Consider the following 17,768-nt stretch of genomic DNA (forward strand, 5'->3'; position numbering starts at 1 on the left):
CAGCGCATGGTGTGCAATGCGCGGCAGTTTACCCTAAATCAGGAGACGGCCGGCGCAGGCTTGGGTTTGCGCCACTGCGGCAAGCCGATCAACACCACCGCACTGATGATCACCAGCATCGCCAAGGCCTCCTCGATGCCGATGGTTTCACCGGCGAATACGATGCCCAGCAACACCGCCACGGCCGGGTTGACGTAGGCATAGCTGGTGGCCGCCGCCGGACGCACATGCTTGAGCAGGTACATGTAGGCGTTGAAGGCGATGATCGAACCGAACAAGGTCAGGTACAACAGCGCGAACCAACCCTCCAGCGGCGGCATGCTGTCCAGGTGTTCACCGCTGGCCACGCTGCCGATCAACAGCACCACACCGCCCACCAGCATTTCCACGGCACTGGCCATCGCCCCGGCCGGCAACGGCAGGTGTTTGCTCAGCACCGAGCCGAAGGCCCAGGAGGCCGCCGCGAACACCAGCAACGTCGCCCCCAACGGGCTGGATTGCAAATTGGAACCGAGGTTGAGCATGGCGATGCCGATCAACCCCAGCACAATCCCCGCCCATTCCAGACGGGTATTACGCGCACCCCAGAAATATCCGCACAGCAGGGTAAACAAAGGCACCGTCGCCACCGCCAACGCCGCGACCCCGGACGCCACGCCGGTGTGCTCGGCCACACTGACCGCACCGTTACCGAAACTGAGCAACAGCACGCCAATGATGGCCCCGGCCTTCCACTGCGCCCAGGTCGGCGCCGGCGCCCCGCGCCAGCGCAGGAAGCCGTACATCAGCGAACCGGCCAACACAAAACGAATCCCGGCCAGCAACAGCGGCGGCCAATGCTCCACACCGATACGAATCACCAGGTAGGTCGAACCCCAGATGACGTACAAGGCAAAGAAAGCAGCGATCAATGGCAGGGGAAAACGGCGTGGGCCAGGCATGTTCAGCTCGAAGTCAGGACAATGAGAGACGCTATTCTAGAAAGGCGACAGGCGGAAATTAAGCTACAAAACCTGTTTATCCAGGCCATACACTTTTCAAAACACGGCGATCAGCGCTATAAAGCGCGCTTTCGAAAGTCGCGCCGACAGGAAGCCAAACCGTGGATAAATACGACCGCATGTTGCTCAGCGCGCTGTTGGAAAACGGTCGTGCGTCCTACGCCGAACTGGCCCGCAAAGTGAACCTGTCAGCCCCCGCCGTGGCCGAACGGGTCAGCAAACTGGAAGCCAGCGGTGTCATCACCGGTTATCAAGCCAAAGTCGACATGGCGAAGATCGGCCTGCCGGTGCAGTGCGTCATCGAACTGCGAATGAACCAGCACGGCAACCAGAAGACCTACGACGAACTGTACAAGATCCCACAACTGACCGAATGCCACCGGGTCACCGGGGATCCGTGCGTGATCATGCAAGCGGCGGTTGGCTCGATGCCCGAGCTGGAAGAGCTGATCAACCGCATTGCCAAGTTCGGCTTCAGCAAGACGTCGATCGTGCTGTCCAGCGCCTTTGAAAAGCGCGTGCCGTTGGGGCAGTTGGAAGGCAATGGGAAATGACACTGATCAAATGTGGGAGCGAGCTTGCTCGCGATGGCGGAGTGTCAATCACCGAGAGGCTGGCTGATCCGACGCTATCGCGAGCAAGCTCGCTCCCACAGTTGTCCGGCGGTGTGTTCAGAAACCGCGATGACGCTTGAGATGCTCGTTGATCTTCGCCGCTGGCACTTTCTGCAAACTGCACAGCAAGTCATGGGACAACTCCCGCACCCCATGCTTTTGCCGCAGCTGCGAAGCCAGGTGCGCGGTGAGGTTGGCGGCCATTTCGGCGTCGGCCATGGCCCGGTGGGCCTGGCCAGTGTGGGGCAAGCCGGCGAACGCGTTGAGCGTGCCGAGCTTGTGGTTCGGCGCCGCCGGCATCAGGCGCCGGGCCAGCAACAGTGAGCAGGCAAAATTCTGCAAGCGGGTGCGTTTGATACGTCCCAGCTCGAAATCCCAGAACTTCTGGTCGAATGCGGCGTTGTGGGCCAACAGTGGCGTGATGCCGACGAACTCGTTGACCTCGTTCATGACCTTTTCCGCCGAGGGTGCGCTGCGCAGCATGGCGTTGCTGATCCCGGTCAGTTGCTCGATAAACGCAGGCATGCGCACACCGGCATTCATCAGGCTCTGGTAGCGGTCGACGATCCGGCCTTGCTCGAGCATCACCACCGCGATCTCAGTGGCCCGGCAACTGCTGCTCGGAGTGATCCCGGTGGTTTCAAAGTCGATGACTGCGATGCGTTCCAAACCTTTTTAACTCCGTGAAAATCAATTCTTGAGCAACAACGCGCCCTCGATGGGCACATAGCGACTGGCGGCGCGGATCAGCGAATTGGCGGTCAACCCCGGCACGCCGTAGGCCACGGCTTGCACGCCGTGCTTGTGGATGATGCGTTCGAGCAACATGTCGAAATCGCCATCGCCGGAGGCCAGCACCACTTCATCGACGTGGTCGGCGGCGTCCATGATGTCCAGCGTGATGCCCACGTCCCAGTCGCCCTTGGCCGAGCCGTCGCTGCGCTGGATGTAGGGCTTGAGCTTCACGACGAAACCCAGGTTGCGCAGGATCTGCTGGAATTGTTGCTGCTTGCTGTCACCGCGATCGATCGCATAGGCATAGGCCTCGACGATCTGCCCCTGTTTGCTGACATCGGCCCACAGCGCGGCGTAGTTGAAATGGCAACCGTAAGCCTGGCGCACGGTGTAGTAGAGGTTCTGGACATCGGCGAACACTGCAATTTTTTTCACCGCGTTTCCTCTTGGATGCACACGTACGCAGCCCACCAGGGCCGAAAAGTCGCCCAGTATGCCAGCCCGAAGGATTGTTCCGCGAATAATCGGCCCGAGGCGCCAGGGCGCCCCGGACGAATGGCAGGTCAGACGAAGGAGTCGTCGTCGCCGAAGGAAGATGAATCGTCGCTGTAGTCCGCGTCGCTGAACCCGCCCTGGTCGTTGCCGTAGGCGTCGTTATCGGCCACGCGCGGGTCATCGCCCCAGCCGTTGCCTGCGGTGTCGTTGACCGGTTGCGCCGGTTCTTCCTTGATGACCTCGACGATCTCCTGCGGTTGCTGATTACTGTGGAACAGGCTGCTGATGCCTTGGGCCAGCATCACGCCGCCCGCCACGCCCGCCGCGGTTTTCAGGGCGCCGCCGAGGAAGCTGCCCGCTGCCGGGGCTTGTTGCTGCGGTGCGCCATAATTGCCGGGCGGCGCGCCGAAGCCCTGTTGGGGCGGGGCATTGAAGGACGGTTGCGCCGGTTCGCGCCAACCACCACCGCTGGAGGCCGGCGCGCTCGCCGGGCGTGAATCCTTCGGGCTGCCGCCGAAGATACTCGAGAGGAAACCGCCGCCACCGCTGGGTGCCGGCGCTTGCTTGCGCGCTTGTTGCAGATCAGCCTGCAATTGCTCGACCTGCTGGGCGAGTTGCCTGTTCTGCTCATCGAGGCGCTTGATCGCAGCCTCCTGCACCAGGATCGCCTGGGCCATGAAATAGCCCGCCGCTGGCTGGCTCGCCAGGTGTTCCTTGATCCGCGCCTCGGCCTGGGCGTCGCGCGGGGCTGAATCCTTTTCGGCCTGTTGCAACCGTGAAAACAGTCCATCGATCAGGGTTTGTTCTTCGTTGTTCATGGCGACCTCATTCGATTGCCGGGTAGAAACCATTCCGATCCCGAAGACCGGTGCCCATCAGTAATGGGGTTCGCCGGAAAGCTTTCAATGGTCTTTACCTGATGTTTACGTTTGCTTGTGCGGGCGCCTGATCGGTTAAAGTGTCGGACCGCTTTTTCAACTGCGATACCGACTCATGAATCCGTTTGACGTGCTGCGCGACTCTTTGTATTTCTTCAAGCGCCATTTGGGCCGGATCGCCCAGTTGTGCCTGCCGCTGGTCATACTCGAGGCCTTGCTGCAGCAAGGCGTGGACAGCGCCCTCGGCCCCGACGGTTTTCCCGGTTACAGCGTGATCGTCGGGCTGCTGGTGTACCCCTTGTACACCGCCGCGCTGATCCTGTTTCTCGACGCCCGCAGCCGCGGCGAAGCACCACGCACGCGGGACCTGCTCGCAACGGCCCTCACGCTGTGGCCACGCTTTGCCTTGCTGACGGCCCTCAACACATTGTTGATCCTGGTGGGGCTGTCGTTGTACTTCCTCCCGGGCCTGTGGCTGATGGTGACCCTGGCCTTCGGCGAATACCTGCTGGTCCTCAGGGGCCTGGCCCCCCTGGCGGCGATGAAGGAAAGCCTGAACCTGTCCCGCGGCAACTTCTGGCGGATCCTGCTGTGCATTCTCGCGGTGATGGGCCCACTGTGGCTGCTCAAGGGCGCCAGCGTCTCGGTGTATCCGTCACCCCAGAACCCCGTGCTCAGCTTGCTGATCGAAAGCGTCCACAGCTTCCTGCAACTGTTCACCACCGTGGTGCTGTTTCGCCTGTTCATGCTGATCGAAGCCAAGCCCGAGCGCCGCTGATCGCACTCGACGACAGCCCTGGGCTTGGGCTTGAGAACCGCTCTCGGTTATGCTCGGGAGCACTTTTGCGTTTCGCCCATAAGCCGAGCCATGATCCGTCTACTGCGCTACACCTTGCTGGGCCTGCTGTTGATCCTCAGCCTGGCCGCCCTGTCGATCTACGGCCTGACCTGGCGGCCACAGCCCCGGGAAACCGTGCCGGTCAGTTGCACCGCCAATGCAGCAGCGCTGGCACCCGGCCAAGCCTTGAAGGTGATGACCTGGAACGTCCAGTTCCTCGCGGGCAAGCGCTACGTGTTCTGGAACGACCTGGCCCAGGGCGACGATGAAAGCCCGACCCTGGAAGACATGGCCTTCAGCCTCGACGAAGTGGCCCGGGTCATCCGCGACGAACAACCGGACATCGTGTTGCTCCAGGAACTGGACAAGGGCGCCAAGGCCAGCGATTACCAGGACCAGCTCAAGTTGTTGCAGGAACGCGTGGCCGACCTCTACCCGTGCGGCACCAGCGCCTTCGACTGGAAAGCCGACTTCATCCCCGACCCGCACATCTTCGGCAGCGTCGGTCGGCAACTGGCGACCCTGAGTCGCTACCGCATCGACCATGCCGAACGGGTGCAACTGCCGGTCGCCGATGCCAACTTCATCAGCCGTCAGTTCCAGCCCAAAAATGCCTTGTTGGTGAGCTACCTGTCACTGACCGACGGCAGCCAGTTGGCGGTGCTCAACACGCACCTGGAACGGGCCACTGAACCGGACGAAACCCTGCCCAGACAAATCACCGCCGTGACCAAGGCACTGGACAAATTCGAATCCGCAGGCACGCCCTGGCTGATCGGCGGCGACTTCAACCTGCTGCCCCTGGGCCAGTACCGACGCCTGCCGTCCGAGCAACGCACGCCCTACTCCGCCGACAGCCCGCTGCACCTGCTGTGGGACAAATACCCGATGATTCCCACCAACAACGAAGCCAGCGGCATCGACCGCGAGCACTGGCTGACCCATTACCCAAACGACCCCGGCCTCAACGGCCCGGATCGCACCGTCGACTACCTGTTCTACAGCCCGCGCATCAAACGGGTCGAAGCCCAGGTGCGCCAGGACGATACCTTGCGTATCTCCGATCACTTGCCGGTGATTGCGCGGTTCCTATTGCCGGCTGCACCTTAGCAGGATTCACCTAAGCCCCCTGTGGGAGCCGAGCTTGCTCGCGATTGCGGTGGATCAGCAGCATTGTTATTGATTGACACACCGCTATCGCGAGCAAGCTCGGCTCCCACAGAATTTGTATTGCATATCCTGAATTTCCTCAGCTCACTTGCGCGGCTTGACCCGCGCGGTCGCCTCCGCCACCAGCGGATCGTCCGGCCAGTAATGCTTGGGGTAGCGCCCCTTCAAGTCCTTCTTCACCTCGGCATAGGTGCTGCGCCAGAAGTTCGCCAAGTCCTGGGTCACCTGTACCGGCCGGCGTGCCGGTGACAGCAGGTGCAGCTTGACCACCTGCCGCCCGCCGGCGATGCGCGGGGTGTCGGCCAGGCCGAAGAGTTCCTGCAGGCGCACCGCCAGGATCGGTGGATGCTCGCTGTAGTCCAGGCGGATCGAGGAGCCCGAAGGCACACTCAAATGGTGGGGGGCCTGTTCGTCCAGGCGTTGCGGCAACGGCCAGGGCAACAGGTTGTGGACGATGCTCGACAGGTCCAGGTTGGCGAAATGACTGAGGCGCGAGACCCGTCCCAGATACGGCATCAACCAGTGTTCGAGGGTGTCCAGCAGCGCTGCGTCGCTGACATCTGGCCATTCACTCTCGCCCTTGGCCTCCAGGTCAAGGCCACGCAACAACGCCACCCGCGCCTGCCATTGCCGCAGCTCCGGAGTCCAGGGCAGCAATTCCAGGCCCTTGCGCCGCACCAGGTTCACCAGGGCCTGGCTACGGGCTGACTCATCCAGGCCGGTCAACGGTTCGCGGCTGAGCACCAGTTCGCCGACCTTGCGCTGGCGCTCGGCCCGCAGCACGCCTTCGCGCTCATCCCAATCCAACTGATCCACCGTGTGCACTTGCTCGGCCAATACCGAGTCGAACAGTGCCGGGTCGAAATCCGTCGCCAGGTAGATCCGCTCTTCCCGCTGGCCCAGACGGCTGCCCAGGTCGGCGATCACCAGCCACGCCTGTTTCATCAAACTGTCGGCCTCGGCAAACAGCGCCGCCCGGCCGTTGGCCAGACGATATTCCGCGCCGCCGGGCCGACGCTGCTGGGCGACGCGGTCGGGGTAGGCCAACGCCAGCAACGCGCCGAGCCAGCGCGGATGGTCGGGATCGGCCACGGCCTCTTCGGCCTTGCCCCGCAAATAGCCGCGATATTGCCGGGCCAATTGCCGCGCCCGCTGCACCCCACCCTGAGCGCCGCGCGCCGCCCGTTCTTCGCCAGACAGCAAGGCCAGGCGACTGTGCAAGTCGGCACCGGCGCCTCGGAGAATATCCCGCTCGCCCAACAGCGCAGCGACGTTGCAGGCCATGTCCGCCAGCCCCAGCGCCTGGCCGCGCAACAGCAGATGCGCGATACGCGGATGGGCCGGCAGTTCGGCCATGGCCTGGCCGTGGCGGGTCAGTTGCTCGCCCTCCAGCGCGCCCAGGCGTTGCAGCAGGTCCTGGGCCTGGGTATACGCAGCGGCGGGCGGGACGTCGAGCCAGACCAATTGCTGCGGCGTCACACCCCAGCGCCCCAGTTGCAGCGCCAAGCCGGCCAAGTCCGCCGACAGAATCTCCGCACTACCGTAAGCGGCCAATTGTTCATGCTGGTCTTCGGACCACAACCGGTAGCACACCCCCGGCTCCAGGCGCCCGGCGCGGCCGGCCCGCTGGGTGGCGCTGGCCCGGGAAATGCGCTGGGTGTCGAGCCGGGTCATGCCGCTGCCCGGGTCGAAACGCGGCACCCGCGCCAGTCCGGCGTCGATCACCACGCGCACGCCATTGATGGTCAGGCTGGTTTCGGCAATGTTGGTGGCCAGCACCACCTTGCGCTGACCGGGTGGCGCGGGGTCGATGGCGGCGCGTTGAGCGGCGAGCTCCAGTTCGCCGTGCAGCGGGCAGAGCAACACGTTGCCGCCCTCGCCCAAGGCCTCGGCCAGTTGCTGATGGACCCGGCGGATCTCCGCCTGCCCGGGCAAGAACACCAGGACGCTGCCGGTTTCATCGTGCAGCGCTTCGAGCACGGTCTGCACCAGTCGCGGCTCGATGAACTCGCCAGGCTGGAACGGCCGCCCCCAGCGTATCGTCACCGGGAACATGCGGCCTTCGCTGCGCAGGATCGGCGCGTTGTCCAACAACCCGGCCAGGCGTTCGCCTTCCAGGGTCGCGGACATCAGCAGGATCTTCAGCGGCTGCTCTTCGCGAAACAGTTCGCGGCCGTTGAGGCTCAAGGCCAGGGCCAGGTCGGCATCGAGGCTGCGTTCGTGGAACTCATCGAAAATCAGCAGCCCCACCCCTTCCAGCGCCGGATCGTCCTGCAAACGGCGGGTGAGGATGCCTTCGGTGACCACTTCAATGCAGGTCCTGGGCCCGACCTTGCTGTCGAGACGAATCCGGTAGCCGACGGTCTCCCCGACCTTCTCCCCCAGTTCGCTGGCCAGCCGCTCGGCCGCCGCCCGTGCCGCCAGGCGCCGGGGTTCGAGCATCAGGATGGTCTGTCCGGCCAGCCAGGGCTCGTTCAGCAAGGCCAGGGGAACACGGGTGGTTTTACCGGCACCGGGCGGTGCTTCGAGCACGGCTTCGTGGCGCGATGCCAAGGCTTGGCGCAGAGCGGGTAAAACTTCATCGATCGGCAAAGAAATCATGCTGGCTCCAAAACAGAGGGCCGAGTATAACGGCGAACTGTTTAGCGTGGTCTGGACTCCAACCAGCAACGCCTCTACTACCTGTTCAGGAGATTGCTATGCGTATTCCCTTTCGCGTGATCGGTGGCGTGCTGGTCGCCTCCCTGCTGACTCAAATCAGCGCCTGTGGCTCGATCTTCTACCCGGACCGTCGCGGCCAGATCGACGGCAAGATCGACCCGGCCATCGCCGCCCTCGATGCCGTCGGCCTGCTGTTCTACATCATCCCCGGCCTGATCGCCTTCGCCGTGGACTTTGCCACCGGCGCCATCTATTTCGAACCGGGCCGCAGCGTCCAGATCGAGCCAGAGAAACTCAAGCCGGCCATCAACCCCGACGGCACGGTCAATAACCAAAAACTGCAGGCGATTCTGGAACGCGAACTGGGCCGCAGCTTCCCGCTGGACGATCCTCGGCTGATCCAGCACAAAGGCAGCGCGCAGCAACTGGCCACCCTCGGCCTCAAACCGGCCGCATGACCGGCGCCACTGAAGGAACGACCGCGCCATGACCACCAGCACCGAACACGCTCGCCTGCTGCGCCTGGCCACCCGCGCCTCGGTGGCCGTGGCGCTCACACTGGTGATCGCCAAGGCCCTGGCCTGGTGGCTCAGCGGTTCGGTGAGCATGCTCGCCGGCCTGACCGACTCGGCCCTGGACGGCGTCACCTCGCTGCTCAACCTGCTGGCAGTGCATTACGCCCTGCGCCCCGCCGACGATGACCATCGCTACGGTCATGGCAAGGCCGAATCCCTGGCTGGCATGGCCCAGGCACTGTTCATCGGTGGCAGTGCCACATTGATTGCCTTGCAGGCCTTCGAACGTCTGAAGAACCCGGTGCCGGTGGAGGCGCCCTGGCTCAGCGTCGGGGTGATCGTGTTTTCCCTGGGGCTGACCCTGGCGCTGCTGGCGCTGCAGCATCGGGTCATCCGCGCCACCGGCTCCAACGCCGTGCGCGCCGACTCGCTGCACTATCGCTCCGACCTGCTGCTCAACGGCAGCATCCTGGTCGCACTGGTACTGGCGGGGTTCGGCTGGTATCAACTCGACGCCTGGTTCGGCCTGGGGATCGCCGCGTATATCCTGTGGAGCGCCATCCAGATCGCCCGGGAAAGCTTCGCGGTGCTGATGGATGAAGAACTGCCGCCCGACGTCAGCCAGCGCATGCTGGAGCTGGCCTGCGCGGTGCCCGGCGTGCTTGGCGCCCATGACCTGCGTACGCGAGTCTCGGGCAACCACTGGTTCGTGCAACTGCACCTGGAGTTACCGGGGGACCTGACCCTGTCAGTGGCCCACGGCATCAGCGACCAGGCCGCCGATGCCATCCACCGCGCTTATCCGAAGGCCGAAGTGCTGGTGCATGCCGATCCGTCGGACGTGGTGAAGCGCGCCAGCGCTTGATGCCGAACACAGAACGTGGCGAGGGAGCTTGCTCCCGCTCGGTTGCGCAGCGACCGCAAGATCCTGGGCCTGCTGCGCAGGCCAGCGGGAGCAAGCTCCCTCGCCACAGGGATTGTTTTCCCATGCGCGGTGATCAATACGTCACCTGATACCCACGGCTGCTCAAGCAACTGCCCTGGGCCTGGCGATAGGTCTGCACCACTTCCGGTGCCGGCGGGTAGGTGTAGTTGCGCGGATCGAACCCGCTCTGCTGCACCGCCCAGCGATAGCAGTCGTAGCCATCCTGATTGACCTGCTCGGGCGACTGGCCGTTGGCCGGATAGGCCACCACATCGAAACTGTTGCCTTGGGGTTGCGGCTGCGGGTTGGCGACTGGCGCATCGACCACGACATAATCCTGGGTGTTGGCCTCGTAGATGTAATAGGCGCCGGCCGCGAGGAAGAACAGCGAACTGCCGATCCACACTTCTCGGGCGTAATCAGGCAGGTAACGGGTGCGGATGCCCCGCGGTGGCGCGACCACGACGTAACGCGGTCCTTGCGGGCGATACCAGTAGCCGCCGGAATAGAAATAGTCCTGGCCGCGATAGGGCACGCGGTAGTTGCGATCCGGGAAACGGTCGATCACATAACCCGGACGGTATTGCGGCCCAGGGCCCCAACCGTTGCCATGCCCATCCGGCCGACCGGGCCAATGCTGACCGGGACGACCGTCATGGTCTGGTCGCGGACCTGGACCTGCGTTCGGATAGCCATCGTTGCGCCGAGGGATATCGCGGTAATACCCCGGTTGCGGGTCGCGGGTCTGGGTCACGCTGTCGGGCCGGCCCTGGATGGGCAAGTTGTTGCCGGGCGGCGGCTGCGGCGGACGACCGTGAGCGTTGGGGTCCTGTGGTGGACGATCGTAGCGTTGTCCGCCCGGGTTCTGCGGCGTGACCTCGAACTGACGACTGTTATCGCCCCGAATGATTTCGTTGCTCTGCGGCCGCGGCTGGCCCGAGTAACCCTGGCCGTTGCCGCCGCGCCCGTCCGGGCCGCGATTGCCATCCGGGCCGCCACGGTTTTGCTGATCGTCGGCCATTCCCTGCGCACTGACACTTGCCCACAACAGACCAACACCTGCCAAACGCCAGATGCGCGACTTCATGAAATTCCTCACAACGATTCAGGGCCTGATGATAAGACTGGGAAAGCCCAGGCCGGTTCTGCGACAGATTATCAGCCACGGGGTTTATTTCGCAGACATTAAAAAAGGGAGGCCCGTCGGCCTCCCCTTGAGAATTTCGTCCGTGCTCGACGCTTATGACGTCGGCTCACCTCACGCCGTCTTCTGGACGGTGTGCAGCTCGGGGGTCTGCCAGTACCGGTGGGTACTGCGACCGCAGCCGGCCTGATTGGGCGGGCCGCACTGGACTGTTTGTCCGAGCAGTGATCTTGGTGGTAAGCATAAGCCTGAGGTGCCGACAGATGATTGCGAAGATTGCGGAAATAAACATCACTTGCGCAATTTTTAACCCCGGATAGATAATCCTCCGCAATTATCAAGATTAAGGCCTGACCGATGAGCAAACTCGACCGTTACGACCTGAGCATTCTGGCGGAATTGCAGCGCGATGCGCGCATCTCCAACCAGGAACTGGCCGAACGCATCGGCCTGTCGCCCTCCCCCTGCTCGCGGCGGGTCAAGCAGTTGGAGGATGACGGCTACATCACCCGCCAGGTCGCCCTGCTCGACCGCAAGCTACTGGGCCTGAGCCTGACCGCTTATGTGCTGATCGGCATGGACCGTCACACACCCGAGCGCTTCGAAAATTTCGAAGCCGCCATCCGCAACCTGCCGCAAGTGCTGGAATGCAGCCTAGTCACCGGCATGGATGCGGACTATCAACTCAAGGTCGTGGTGCCGGACATGGACCATTACCAGAAACTGCTGTTGGGGCACCTGACCCGGATCGACGGGGTGACCAGCGTGCGTTCGAGCTTTGTGCTGAACCAGGTGCTCAACAGCACCGAGTTGCCGTTGACTCACCTGCGCAGCTAAAAACGCCATCGCGAGCAAGCTCGCTCCCACAGGGGGCCGGGCGCTCACAGATATTGCGCTCACCATGAATCCAATGTGGGAGCGAGCTTGCTCGCGATAGCGTCAGCCCAGGCGATGAATAGCTGCGACACACCGCCGCAGGCCAATCCCTCGCCCGCCAACCATGCCTTATACTCGCCGCGCCTTTTCAATCCCGCCCACGCCGGAGTGTCCTGATGGATCCTGCTGTTTTCGAAGAGTGGATGATGACCGGCCTGGTCAGCATCCTGATCATTTTCATGGGCTTCATCGTCTGGGACCTGGCGAAGAAGTCCAAGGCCGGGCGTTTTGGCTCGTTCATCCTGTTTTTCGTGCTGGGCCTCGGCGTGGCCGCGTTCATCATCAAGAGCGTGGTGATCGGCCTGATCGAGTCTGGGGCGTTATAAGCGCGCCGGGACTTCCTTCCACTGGCCTTGATCAAGGCCTTCGATGGTCCAGTCACCGATCCTGACCCGCACCAGGCGCAGTGTCGGCAAGCCTACCGCAGCGGTCATGCGCCGTACCTGGCGGTTGCGCCCTTCGCGAATCACCAGTTCCAGCCAGCTCGTGGGCACGCTTTTACGAAAACGCACCGGCGGGTTGCGCGGCCACAATTGCGGTTCGTCCAATGGGCGCGCCTCGGCCGGCAACGTCATGCCGTCGTTCAGCTCCACGCCCTCGCGCAAACGCTGCAACTGTTCGGCACTCGGCTCACCCTCTACTTGCACCCAATAGGTCTTGGCCAGCTTGTGCTTGGGGTCGGCGATACGCGCCTGCAATTGCCCATCGTTGGTCAGCAACAGCAAACCTTCGCTGTCGCGATCCAGCCGCCCGGCCGGGTAGATGCCCTGTACATCGATGAAATCCTTGAGCGTCGCCCGCCCCTCACCGTCGCTGAATTGCGTCAGCACGTCGAAGGGTTTGTTGAACAGGATCAGCTTTGGCTCGGCCGGCGGAGCCTTGGCCACACGGCGCGGCGCAGCGGCGGGAAGCTTCGCGCCAGGACGACGGGAAGCGGGGCGTGGAGGACGGGGCATGGCGAATACAAACATCTAACGGTCGGGGCCGACCATGCTAGTGGCCCGACCGTTAAATGACCACCCTCCGATCAGCGGAACGGCGGCTCGTCGAAGCTGCGCAGTTTGCGCGAATGCAACGAGTTGAGTTCGGTGCGCAACAGGTCCAGCGCCTCGATGCCGATCTTCAGGTGCTGGTTGACCGCTCGCTCATAGAACGCGTTGGCCGAGCCCGGCAGCTTGATCTCGCTGTGCAGCGGTTTGTCCGAGACACACAGCAACGTGCCATAGGGCACCCGCAGACGATAACCCTGGGCGGCGATGGTGCCGCTTTCCATGTCCACCGCCACGGCGCGGGACAGGTTGATCAGCGGACGTTCCTGGGCCCAGCGCAGTTCCCAGTTGCGATCGTCGTAGGTCAGCACGGTGCCGGTGCGCAGACGCTTTTTCAGCTCATCGCCCTTCTCGCCGGTGATGTTCGCCGCCGCCTGCTGAAGCGCCATCTGCACTTCGGCCAGGGCTGGAATCGGAATGTTCGGCGGCACCACCCGGTCGAGAATGCCATCGCGACGCATGTAGGCGTGGGCCAGCACGTAGTCACCAATGGTCTGGGACTGCCGCAGCCCGCCGCAGTGGCCGATCATCAGCCAGCAATGCGGGCGCAGCACGGCCAGGTGGTCGGTGATGTTCTTGGCGTTGGACGGGCCGACACCGATGTTCACCAGGGTCACGCCATGGCCGTCGTTGGTCTGCAGGTGATAAGCCGGCATCTGGTAACGGTGCCACACCACGCCGGCAGCGATGGCCGACGCTTCGCCATGGTCCATGTTCTTGTCGATGATCACGTTGCCCGGCAGGACCATGCGCACAAAGCGCGGGTCGCTGCGCAACTGCTCCAGGCCATGGACGATGAACTGGTCGACATAGCGGTGGTAGTTGGTCAGCAGGATCCACGGCTGCACATGGCGCCAGTCGCTGCCGGTGTAGTGCACCAGCCGGCGCAGGGAAAAGTCCACCCGCGCGGCATCGAACAGCGCCAGGGGCAGCGGGTCGGTGTTTTCCCAGTCGTAGAGGCCGTCGGCGATGCCATCGCTGGCGGCCGACAGGTCGGTGCTGGGGAATACCCGCGCCAGCACGGCGGCGGTCACGCCGGAGCCGGCCAGTTCGTCGCCCTGCTCCACCACGTACGGGTACGGAATGTTCTGCTCGCTGACGCCCACTTCCACGGTGACGGTAAAGTCGTGCATCAACGGGACCAGCTGTTCCAGCAGGTATTTACGGAACGCGGCGGGATGAGTAACGGTGACGCTGTAGGTGCCGGGCAACTGGACCTTGGCATAGGCCCGCGTGGTTTGCGGGACTTCACCGTGGCAGTGGTAGGTCAGGCGCAAGGCGGGATAGCGAAACAATGCACGCTGCTCGGCATCCGGCTCGATGCGGTCCTTGAGATAACGCATCAGCGCCTGGTTCAGCGCGGTGGTCGCACGCTCGTGCAGGGCCGCTAGACGATCCACGGCTTGTTCAGCGGTTTGAACGACAATAAACGCTTCGGTCACGATCAGCTTCCTGTGTTCTGACTTGCAGGCCTTCATCTTGCCTGCATCGCCGTCTTACGGGAACAGTGGCGTATTGGCGCGCTCGATCATTCACCGACAATCCCTGTGGGAGCGAACCTGCTCGCGATGGCGGCCTGGTACCGGCCTGAGACAGATTGATCAGGTCTGCGCTCAGCACCTTCGAGAAATAAATCGAGAACAATACGCCAGCCATTGTATGGCGCTATCAATGCAACGCTCATAATAGCTGTCATTCTTGACAGTATACAGACAGGCAATTTACGTGAATTCTGTTCTTGTGAATATCGCCATTCATTGAGGCATATCGAATTTCTAATGAAGCGCGTTGTTAAGGCCCTCTACCCAGCAACCAAGGTCTATTTCAATGAACATATCAACCACACAAAGCACCGCTCCGGGTAGTTTTGATAACAACTTCGGAGATCAAGGCATTGCTCGAATTCAACTCCCGTCCGGGCCATTCCAGGGTACATCCAGGCTACTGTCGGATGGAAAAATACTATCAATTTCGATGACCGAGCAATTTAACACCCTAGCTATCGTGAAACACACGACGGAGGGCGTTCTGGACACCACGTTTGGCAGTGGGGGTGTGGTTTATACTCGACTTCCAATAAACGACAGTTTGACGGTATTGAACTATTTAGTACTAGAAAACGGAAAAATTGTTGTAGTTGGAGGCCTGGGTGGTGGGCCCTTCGATTATTTCAGTGGGGCGCTATTCGCTCGCCTGCTTCCCGATGGCCGTCTGGATCTTATGTTTGGCACCGGTGGAGTCACTACCTTCAATACAGAGCTGGCGACTCGTCATAGAGCGGGCATAGCCGCTAGAGAGAATGGAAGCATTTTTGCAGCAACGGAAACCAGAGACACTGGCGCCGGGCGTGACGGTGTGATTTTTGGCCTCAATGCAGCGGGCAAGCCTGATGTGACTTTCGGCAACAACGGCGTGGTGTACTCAATGCCGGGCGCCAGTTTTCAATCCGTCGCCGTACAGGCAGACAAGGTACTGGTCAGCGGCATATACCAAAGAGGCGGGCTCATTGCCCGCTATACCAACCAAGGCGAGCTTGACTTGAGTTACGGCGGCTTCAATCAGGGATTTGTTTTGATTGATGGCACGGGAGGCTTTCATGTAGAACTCATTCACTTGGCCCAACAGCCTGACGGAAAGACATTGGCTGCAGGCTATATTTTCAAAGGAGAGAATGGCAGCCTGCTGGGGGCATTACCTCTCCTGTCACGCGTTAACGCAGACGGCACGCAAGACAATACGTTTAACGGAGGAAATGCCCTGGAAATATTCGTAACCGACGAATCGGACTACGGATGGCAAGCCTTGCATGTAACTTCATCACTTGACGAAAAACTTATAGTGCTGTGCCAAAAATCCAGTACAACCGTCTTACTAAGGTATATAAAGGATGGCTCTCCGGACGCCAACTTCACCGCCCCTGAACTCCAACTAATGGATTACAGCCCATCTCCTGTCATCCAGATACAACCTGACGAGAAAATATTGGTTTCCGGCTCGAGCAACGGCATCGGCGCCATTGTCCGTCTGCTGGGTTAATCGAAACCAATCACGGTGAAGAGGGAGTTATCAATCTCCCTCGTCACGTTACGGTCCAAACTACATGCGGTAGATCGGGATAATCGGCTCTCAGAACCCCTGCGGGGTCGAGCGCGCCACAATAGCCTCGACATTCAACCCCCGAGGCAAGGCGCCGTACACCCGGCCTGCCGAGCCGAGGCGGCTGGCGATGAAGGCATCGCTGACATCGCTGTTGCCCGCCTCCAGCAACAGCTTGGCCTGCAGGCCGACGGCGATGTCTTCGGTCAATTGCCGAGCGCGATACTGGATGTCGTCGGTGTCCTTGAAGGCTGTGTGCAATTGGTGGATGTGCCCGGCCAGGCGCTTGTCGCCATGGCCGTCGCCCAGTTCGCTGAACAAGACCTCCAGTACACCTGGTTCCTTGGACAGGGCACGCAACACATCCAGGCATTGCACGTTGCCGGAGCCTTCCCAGGTTGAGTTGACCGGCGCTTCACGGTACAGCCGCGGCAGGATGCTGTCTTCGACGTAGCCAGCGCCGCCCATGCATTCGGCGGCTTCGTTGATCATCCCGGGGGCGCGCTTGCAGATCCAGTACTTGCCCACCGCCGTCACCAGCCGGGCGAACTTGGCCTCATGCTCGTCATTCAAATGGTCCAGCGCCCGGCCCATGCGCAGGCTCAAGGCCAGGGCGGCCTCGCTTTCCAACGCCAGGTCAGCCAGGACGTTCTGCATCAGCGGCTGTTCGCTCAACGGCTTGCCACCGACCTTGCGGTGCGCACAGTGATGGCTGGCCTGGGTCAGCGCCTGGCGCATCAGGGCGCTGGAACCGACCATGCAATCGAAGCGGGTCATGGCCACCATCTCGATGATCGTCGGCACGCCGCGGCCTTCTTCACCGACCATCCAGGCCAGGGCGCCACGGAACTCGACTTCGCTGGAGGCGTTGGAACAGTTACCCAGCTTGTTCTTCAAGCGCTGGATGTAGAACTGATTGCGCGTGTCGTCGGGACGATGGCGCGGCAGCAGGAAACAGGTCAGGCCCTTGTCGGTCTGGGCCAAGGTGAGGAAAGCGTCGCACATCGGTGCCGAACAGAACCATTTGTGCCCCACCAGCTCATAGGCCTGGCCCGGGCCGCTGGCACCCACCGGATAGGCCTTGGTGGTGTTGGCCCGCACATCGGTGCCGCCCTGTTTTTCGGTCATCGCCATGCCCAGGGTCACCCCGGCCTTGTGGGCCATGCCGACGTTGCGCGGGTCGTACTCAGTGGCCAACACCTTCGGCAGCCAGCGCTCGGCCAGATCCGGTTGCAGGCGCAGCGCCGGCACGCTGGCGAAGGTCATGGTCAACGGGCAACCCGTACCGGCTTCGGCCTGGCTGTGCAGATAGGTCATCGATGCCCGGGCGACATGGGCGCCGGGCTGTGGATGGGCCCAAGGCAAACTCGGCAGGCCATGCTCGACGGCGGTGCGCATCAACTGGTGATAAGCGGGATGGAACTCCACCAGGTCGATGCGATGGCCGTAGCGGTCATGACTGGAAAAAACCGGTTTGTTCTGGTTGGCCAGGAAGCCCGCCTCCATCAACGGCCCGCCGGCCAGTGCCCCATACGCATCGATCCGCGCCTGCGCCCAGCCAGCCCCAAAGCGCTGCGACCACTGCTGCAACGGCAGGTCGATGCGGTACAGGTTGGCGCCATCCAGGGACGGCGGTTGATTGGTGACATCGTGGGTTTCAGCGAACTGGTGCAGGTTCATGACAGGGCTCCTCGATCGTCCAGGGATTCAG

General features: G+C 62.3%; 17 protein-coding genes. 8 read left to right on the top strand and 9 right to left on the bottom strand.

Features of this window, described 5'->3' with window-relative positions:
- Positions 1–38 precede the first annotated feature (38 nt).
- Positions 39–941, bottom strand: coding sequence for a drug/metabolite exporter YedA (gene yedA / locus BLO80_RS23120; protein ID WP_092332934.1), 903 nt, complete (start codon positions 939–941; stop codon positions 39–41).
- Between the two features lie 161 nt (positions 942–1,102).
- On the opposite strand from yedA, the gene BLO80_RS23125 reads away from it, so the two are divergent.
- Positions 1,103–1,555, top strand: coding sequence for an Lrp/AsnC family transcriptional regulator (locus tag BLO80_RS23125; RefSeq protein WP_092332932.1), 453 nt, complete (start codon positions 1,103–1,105; stop codon positions 1,553–1,555).
- A 117-nt stretch (positions 1,556–1,672) separates the two neighbouring features.
- Here BLO80_RS23125 and BLO80_RS23130 read toward each other — a convergent pair whose 3' ends face one another.
- From BLO80_RS23130 to BLO80_RS23140, 3 genes are all read right to left on the bottom strand, one after another.
- Positions 1,673–2,284: a 3'-5' exonuclease gene (locus BLO80_RS23130; protein ID WP_092332930.1), complete on the bottom strand. Its 612-nt coding sequence runs from the start codon at positions 2,282–2,284 to the stop codon at positions 1,673–1,675.
- A 21-nt stretch (positions 2,285–2,305) separates the two neighbouring features.
- Complete coding sequence (locus tag BLO80_RS23135; RefSeq protein ID WP_092173954.1) at positions 2,306–2,785, bottom strand: LabA-like NYN domain-containing protein; 480 nt, start codon at positions 2,783–2,785, stop codon at positions 2,306–2,308.
- Between the two features lie 128 nt (positions 2,786–2,913).
- Complete coding sequence (locus tag BLO80_RS23140; protein ID WP_092332928.1) at positions 2,914–3,663, bottom strand: DUF2076 domain-containing protein; 750 nt, start codon at positions 3,661–3,663, stop codon at positions 2,914–2,916.
- 175 nt (positions 3,664–3,838) lie between these two features.
- Between BLO80_RS23140 and BLO80_RS23145 the strand changes: the two genes are divergently transcribed.
- Both BLO80_RS23145 and BLO80_RS23150 read left to right on the top strand, forming a co-directional pair.
- Positions 3,839–4,501, top strand: a complete 663-nt coding sequence (locus BLO80_RS23145; RefSeq protein ID WP_092332926.1) for a YciC family protein — start codon at positions 3,839–3,841, stop codon at positions 4,499–4,501.
- Between the two features lie 90 nt (positions 4,502–4,591).
- Entirely contained in the window at positions 4,592–5,671 is a 1,080-nt protein-coding gene (locus BLO80_RS23150) for an endonuclease/exonuclease/phosphatase family protein (protein WP_092332924.1), read from the top strand.
- A 144-nt stretch (positions 5,672–5,815) separates the two neighbouring features.
- On the opposite strand, the gene hrpB is transcribed toward BLO80_RS23150, so the two are convergent.
- Positions 5,816–8,332, bottom strand: coding sequence for an ATP-dependent helicase HrpB (hrpB, locus tag BLO80_RS23155; protein WP_092332922.1), 2,517 nt, complete (start codon positions 8,330–8,332; stop codon positions 5,816–5,818).
- A 98-nt stretch (positions 8,333–8,430) separates the two neighbouring features.
- On the opposite strand from hrpB, the gene BLO80_RS23160 reads away from it, so the two are divergent.
- Complete coding sequence (locus BLO80_RS23160) at positions 8,431–8,850, top strand: hypothetical protein (RefSeq protein ID WP_060740501.1); 420 nt, start codon at positions 8,431–8,433, stop codon at positions 8,848–8,850.
- Positions 8,851–8,878: 28 nt separating this feature from the next.
- Positions 8,879–9,772 (top strand): cation diffusion facilitator family transporter, encoded by an 894-nt coding sequence (locus BLO80_RS23165; RefSeq protein ID WP_092205257.1) that lies wholly within the window; start codon positions 8,879–8,881, stop codon positions 9,770–9,772.
- A 133-nt stretch (positions 9,773–9,905) separates the two neighbouring features.
- Here the strand turns inward: BLO80_RS23165 and BLO80_RS23170 are convergent, their stop codons facing one another.
- Entirely contained in the window at positions 9,906–10,919 is a 1,014-nt protein-coding gene (locus BLO80_RS23170; protein ID WP_092332920.1) for a DUF6515 family protein, read from the bottom strand.
- A gap of 414 nt (positions 10,920–11,333) precedes the next feature.
- On the opposite strand from BLO80_RS23170, the gene BLO80_RS23180 reads away from it, so the two are divergent.
- Both BLO80_RS23180 and BLO80_RS23185 read left to right on the top strand, forming a co-directional pair.
- Complete coding sequence (locus BLO80_RS23180; protein ID WP_003185723.1) at positions 11,334–11,813, top strand: Lrp/AsnC family transcriptional regulator; 480 nt, start codon at positions 11,334–11,336, stop codon at positions 11,811–11,813.
- A gap of 215 nt (positions 11,814–12,028) precedes the next feature.
- Positions 12,029–12,238 (top strand): DUF2788 domain-containing protein, encoded by a 210-nt coding sequence (locus BLO80_RS23185; protein WP_003228500.1) that lies wholly within the window; start codon positions 12,029–12,031, stop codon positions 12,236–12,238.
- Here BLO80_RS23185 and BLO80_RS23190 read toward each other — a convergent pair.
- On the bottom strand, positions 12,233–12,799 hold the full coding sequence (locus BLO80_RS23190) for a pseudouridine synthase (protein WP_175459543.1): 567 nt from the start codon (positions 12,797–12,799) through the stop codon (positions 12,233–12,235). The two genes, BLO80_RS23185 and BLO80_RS23190, sit on opposite strands and share 6 nt — an antisense overlap.
- A gap of 140 nt (positions 12,800–12,939) precedes the next feature.
- On the bottom strand, positions 12,940–14,439 hold the full coding sequence (gene amn, locus BLO80_RS23195; RefSeq protein WP_175459540.1) for an AMP nucleosidase: 1,500 nt from the start codon (positions 14,437–14,439) through the stop codon (positions 12,940–12,942).
- Positions 14,440–14,788: 349 nt separating this feature from the next.
- Here amn and BLO80_RS23200 point away from each other — a divergent pair, with 349 nt between their 5' ends.
- The gene (locus BLO80_RS23200; RefSeq protein WP_092332916.1) at positions 14,789–15,997 is read left to right on the top strand and encodes an NHL repeat-containing protein; all 1,209 of its coding nucleotides are present in this window, start codon (positions 14,789–14,791) and stop codon (positions 15,995–15,997) included.
- Between the two features lie 90 nt (positions 15,998–16,087).
- On the opposite strand, the gene BLO80_RS23205 is transcribed toward BLO80_RS23200, so the two are convergent.
- Positions 16,088–17,737: an acyl-CoA dehydrogenase family protein gene (locus BLO80_RS23205; protein WP_092332914.1), complete on the bottom strand. Its 1,650-nt coding sequence runs from the start codon at positions 17,735–17,737 to the stop codon at positions 16,088–16,090.
- Positions 17,738–17,768: the final 31 nt, after the last annotated feature.

Origin of the sequence: Pseudomonas sp. NFACC56-3 (assembly GCF_900100025.1) — a bacterium.
Taxonomy (GTDB): domain Bacteria; phylum Pseudomonadota; class Gammaproteobacteria; order Pseudomonadales; family Pseudomonadaceae; genus Aquipseudomonas; species Aquipseudomonas fluorescens_AA.

Bases quoted from the DNA above. Each gene is read 5' to 3' on its own strand.
- BLO80_RS23145 (WP_092332926.1), top strand. From the start codon at position 3,839: ATGAATCCGTTTGACGTGCTGCGCGACTCTTTGTATTTCTTCAAGCGC.
- amn (WP_175459540.1), bottom strand. From the start codon at position 14,439: ATGAAGGCCTGCAAGTCAGAACACAGGAAGCTGATCGTGACCGAAGCG.
- BLO80_RS23140 (WP_092332928.1), bottom strand. From the start codon at position 3,663: ATGAACAACGAAGAACAAACCCTGATCGATGGACTGTTTTCACGGTTG.
- BLO80_RS23170 (WP_092332920.1), bottom strand. From the start codon at position 10,919: ATGAAGTCGCGCATCTGGCGTTTGGCAGGTGTTGGTCTGTTGTGGGCA.
- yedA (WP_092332934.1), bottom strand. From the start codon at position 941: ATGCCTGGCCCACGCCGTTTTCCCCTGCCATTGATCGCTGCTTTCTTT.
- BLO80_RS23150 (WP_092332924.1), top strand. From the start codon at position 4,592: ATGATCCGTCTACTGCGCTACACCTTGCTGGGCCTGCTGTTGATCCTC.
- hrpB (WP_092332922.1), bottom strand. From the start codon at position 8,332: ATGATTTCTTTGCCGATCGATGAAGTTTTACCCGCTCTGCGCCAAGCC.
- BLO80_RS23200 (WP_092332916.1), top strand. From the start codon at position 14,789: ATGAACATATCAACCACACAAAGCACCGCTCCGGGTAGTTTTGATAAC.
- BLO80_RS23165 (WP_092205257.1), top strand. From the start codon at position 8,879: ATGACCACCAGCACCGAACACGCTCGCCTGCTGCGCCTGGCCACCCGC.
- BLO80_RS23180 (WP_003185723.1), top strand. From the start codon at position 11,334: ATGAGCAAACTCGACCGTTACGACCTGAGCATTCTGGCGGAATTGCAG.
- BLO80_RS23205 (WP_092332914.1), bottom strand. From the start codon at position 17,737: ATGAACCTGCACCAGTTCGCTGAAACCCACGATGTCACCAATCAACCG.
- BLO80_RS23185 (WP_003228500.1), top strand. From the start codon at position 12,029: ATGGATCCTGCTGTTTTCGAAGAGTGGATGATGACCGGCCTGGTCAGC.
- BLO80_RS23160 (WP_060740501.1), top strand. From the start codon at position 8,431: ATGCGTATTCCCTTTCGCGTGATCGGTGGCGTGCTGGTCGCCTCCCTG.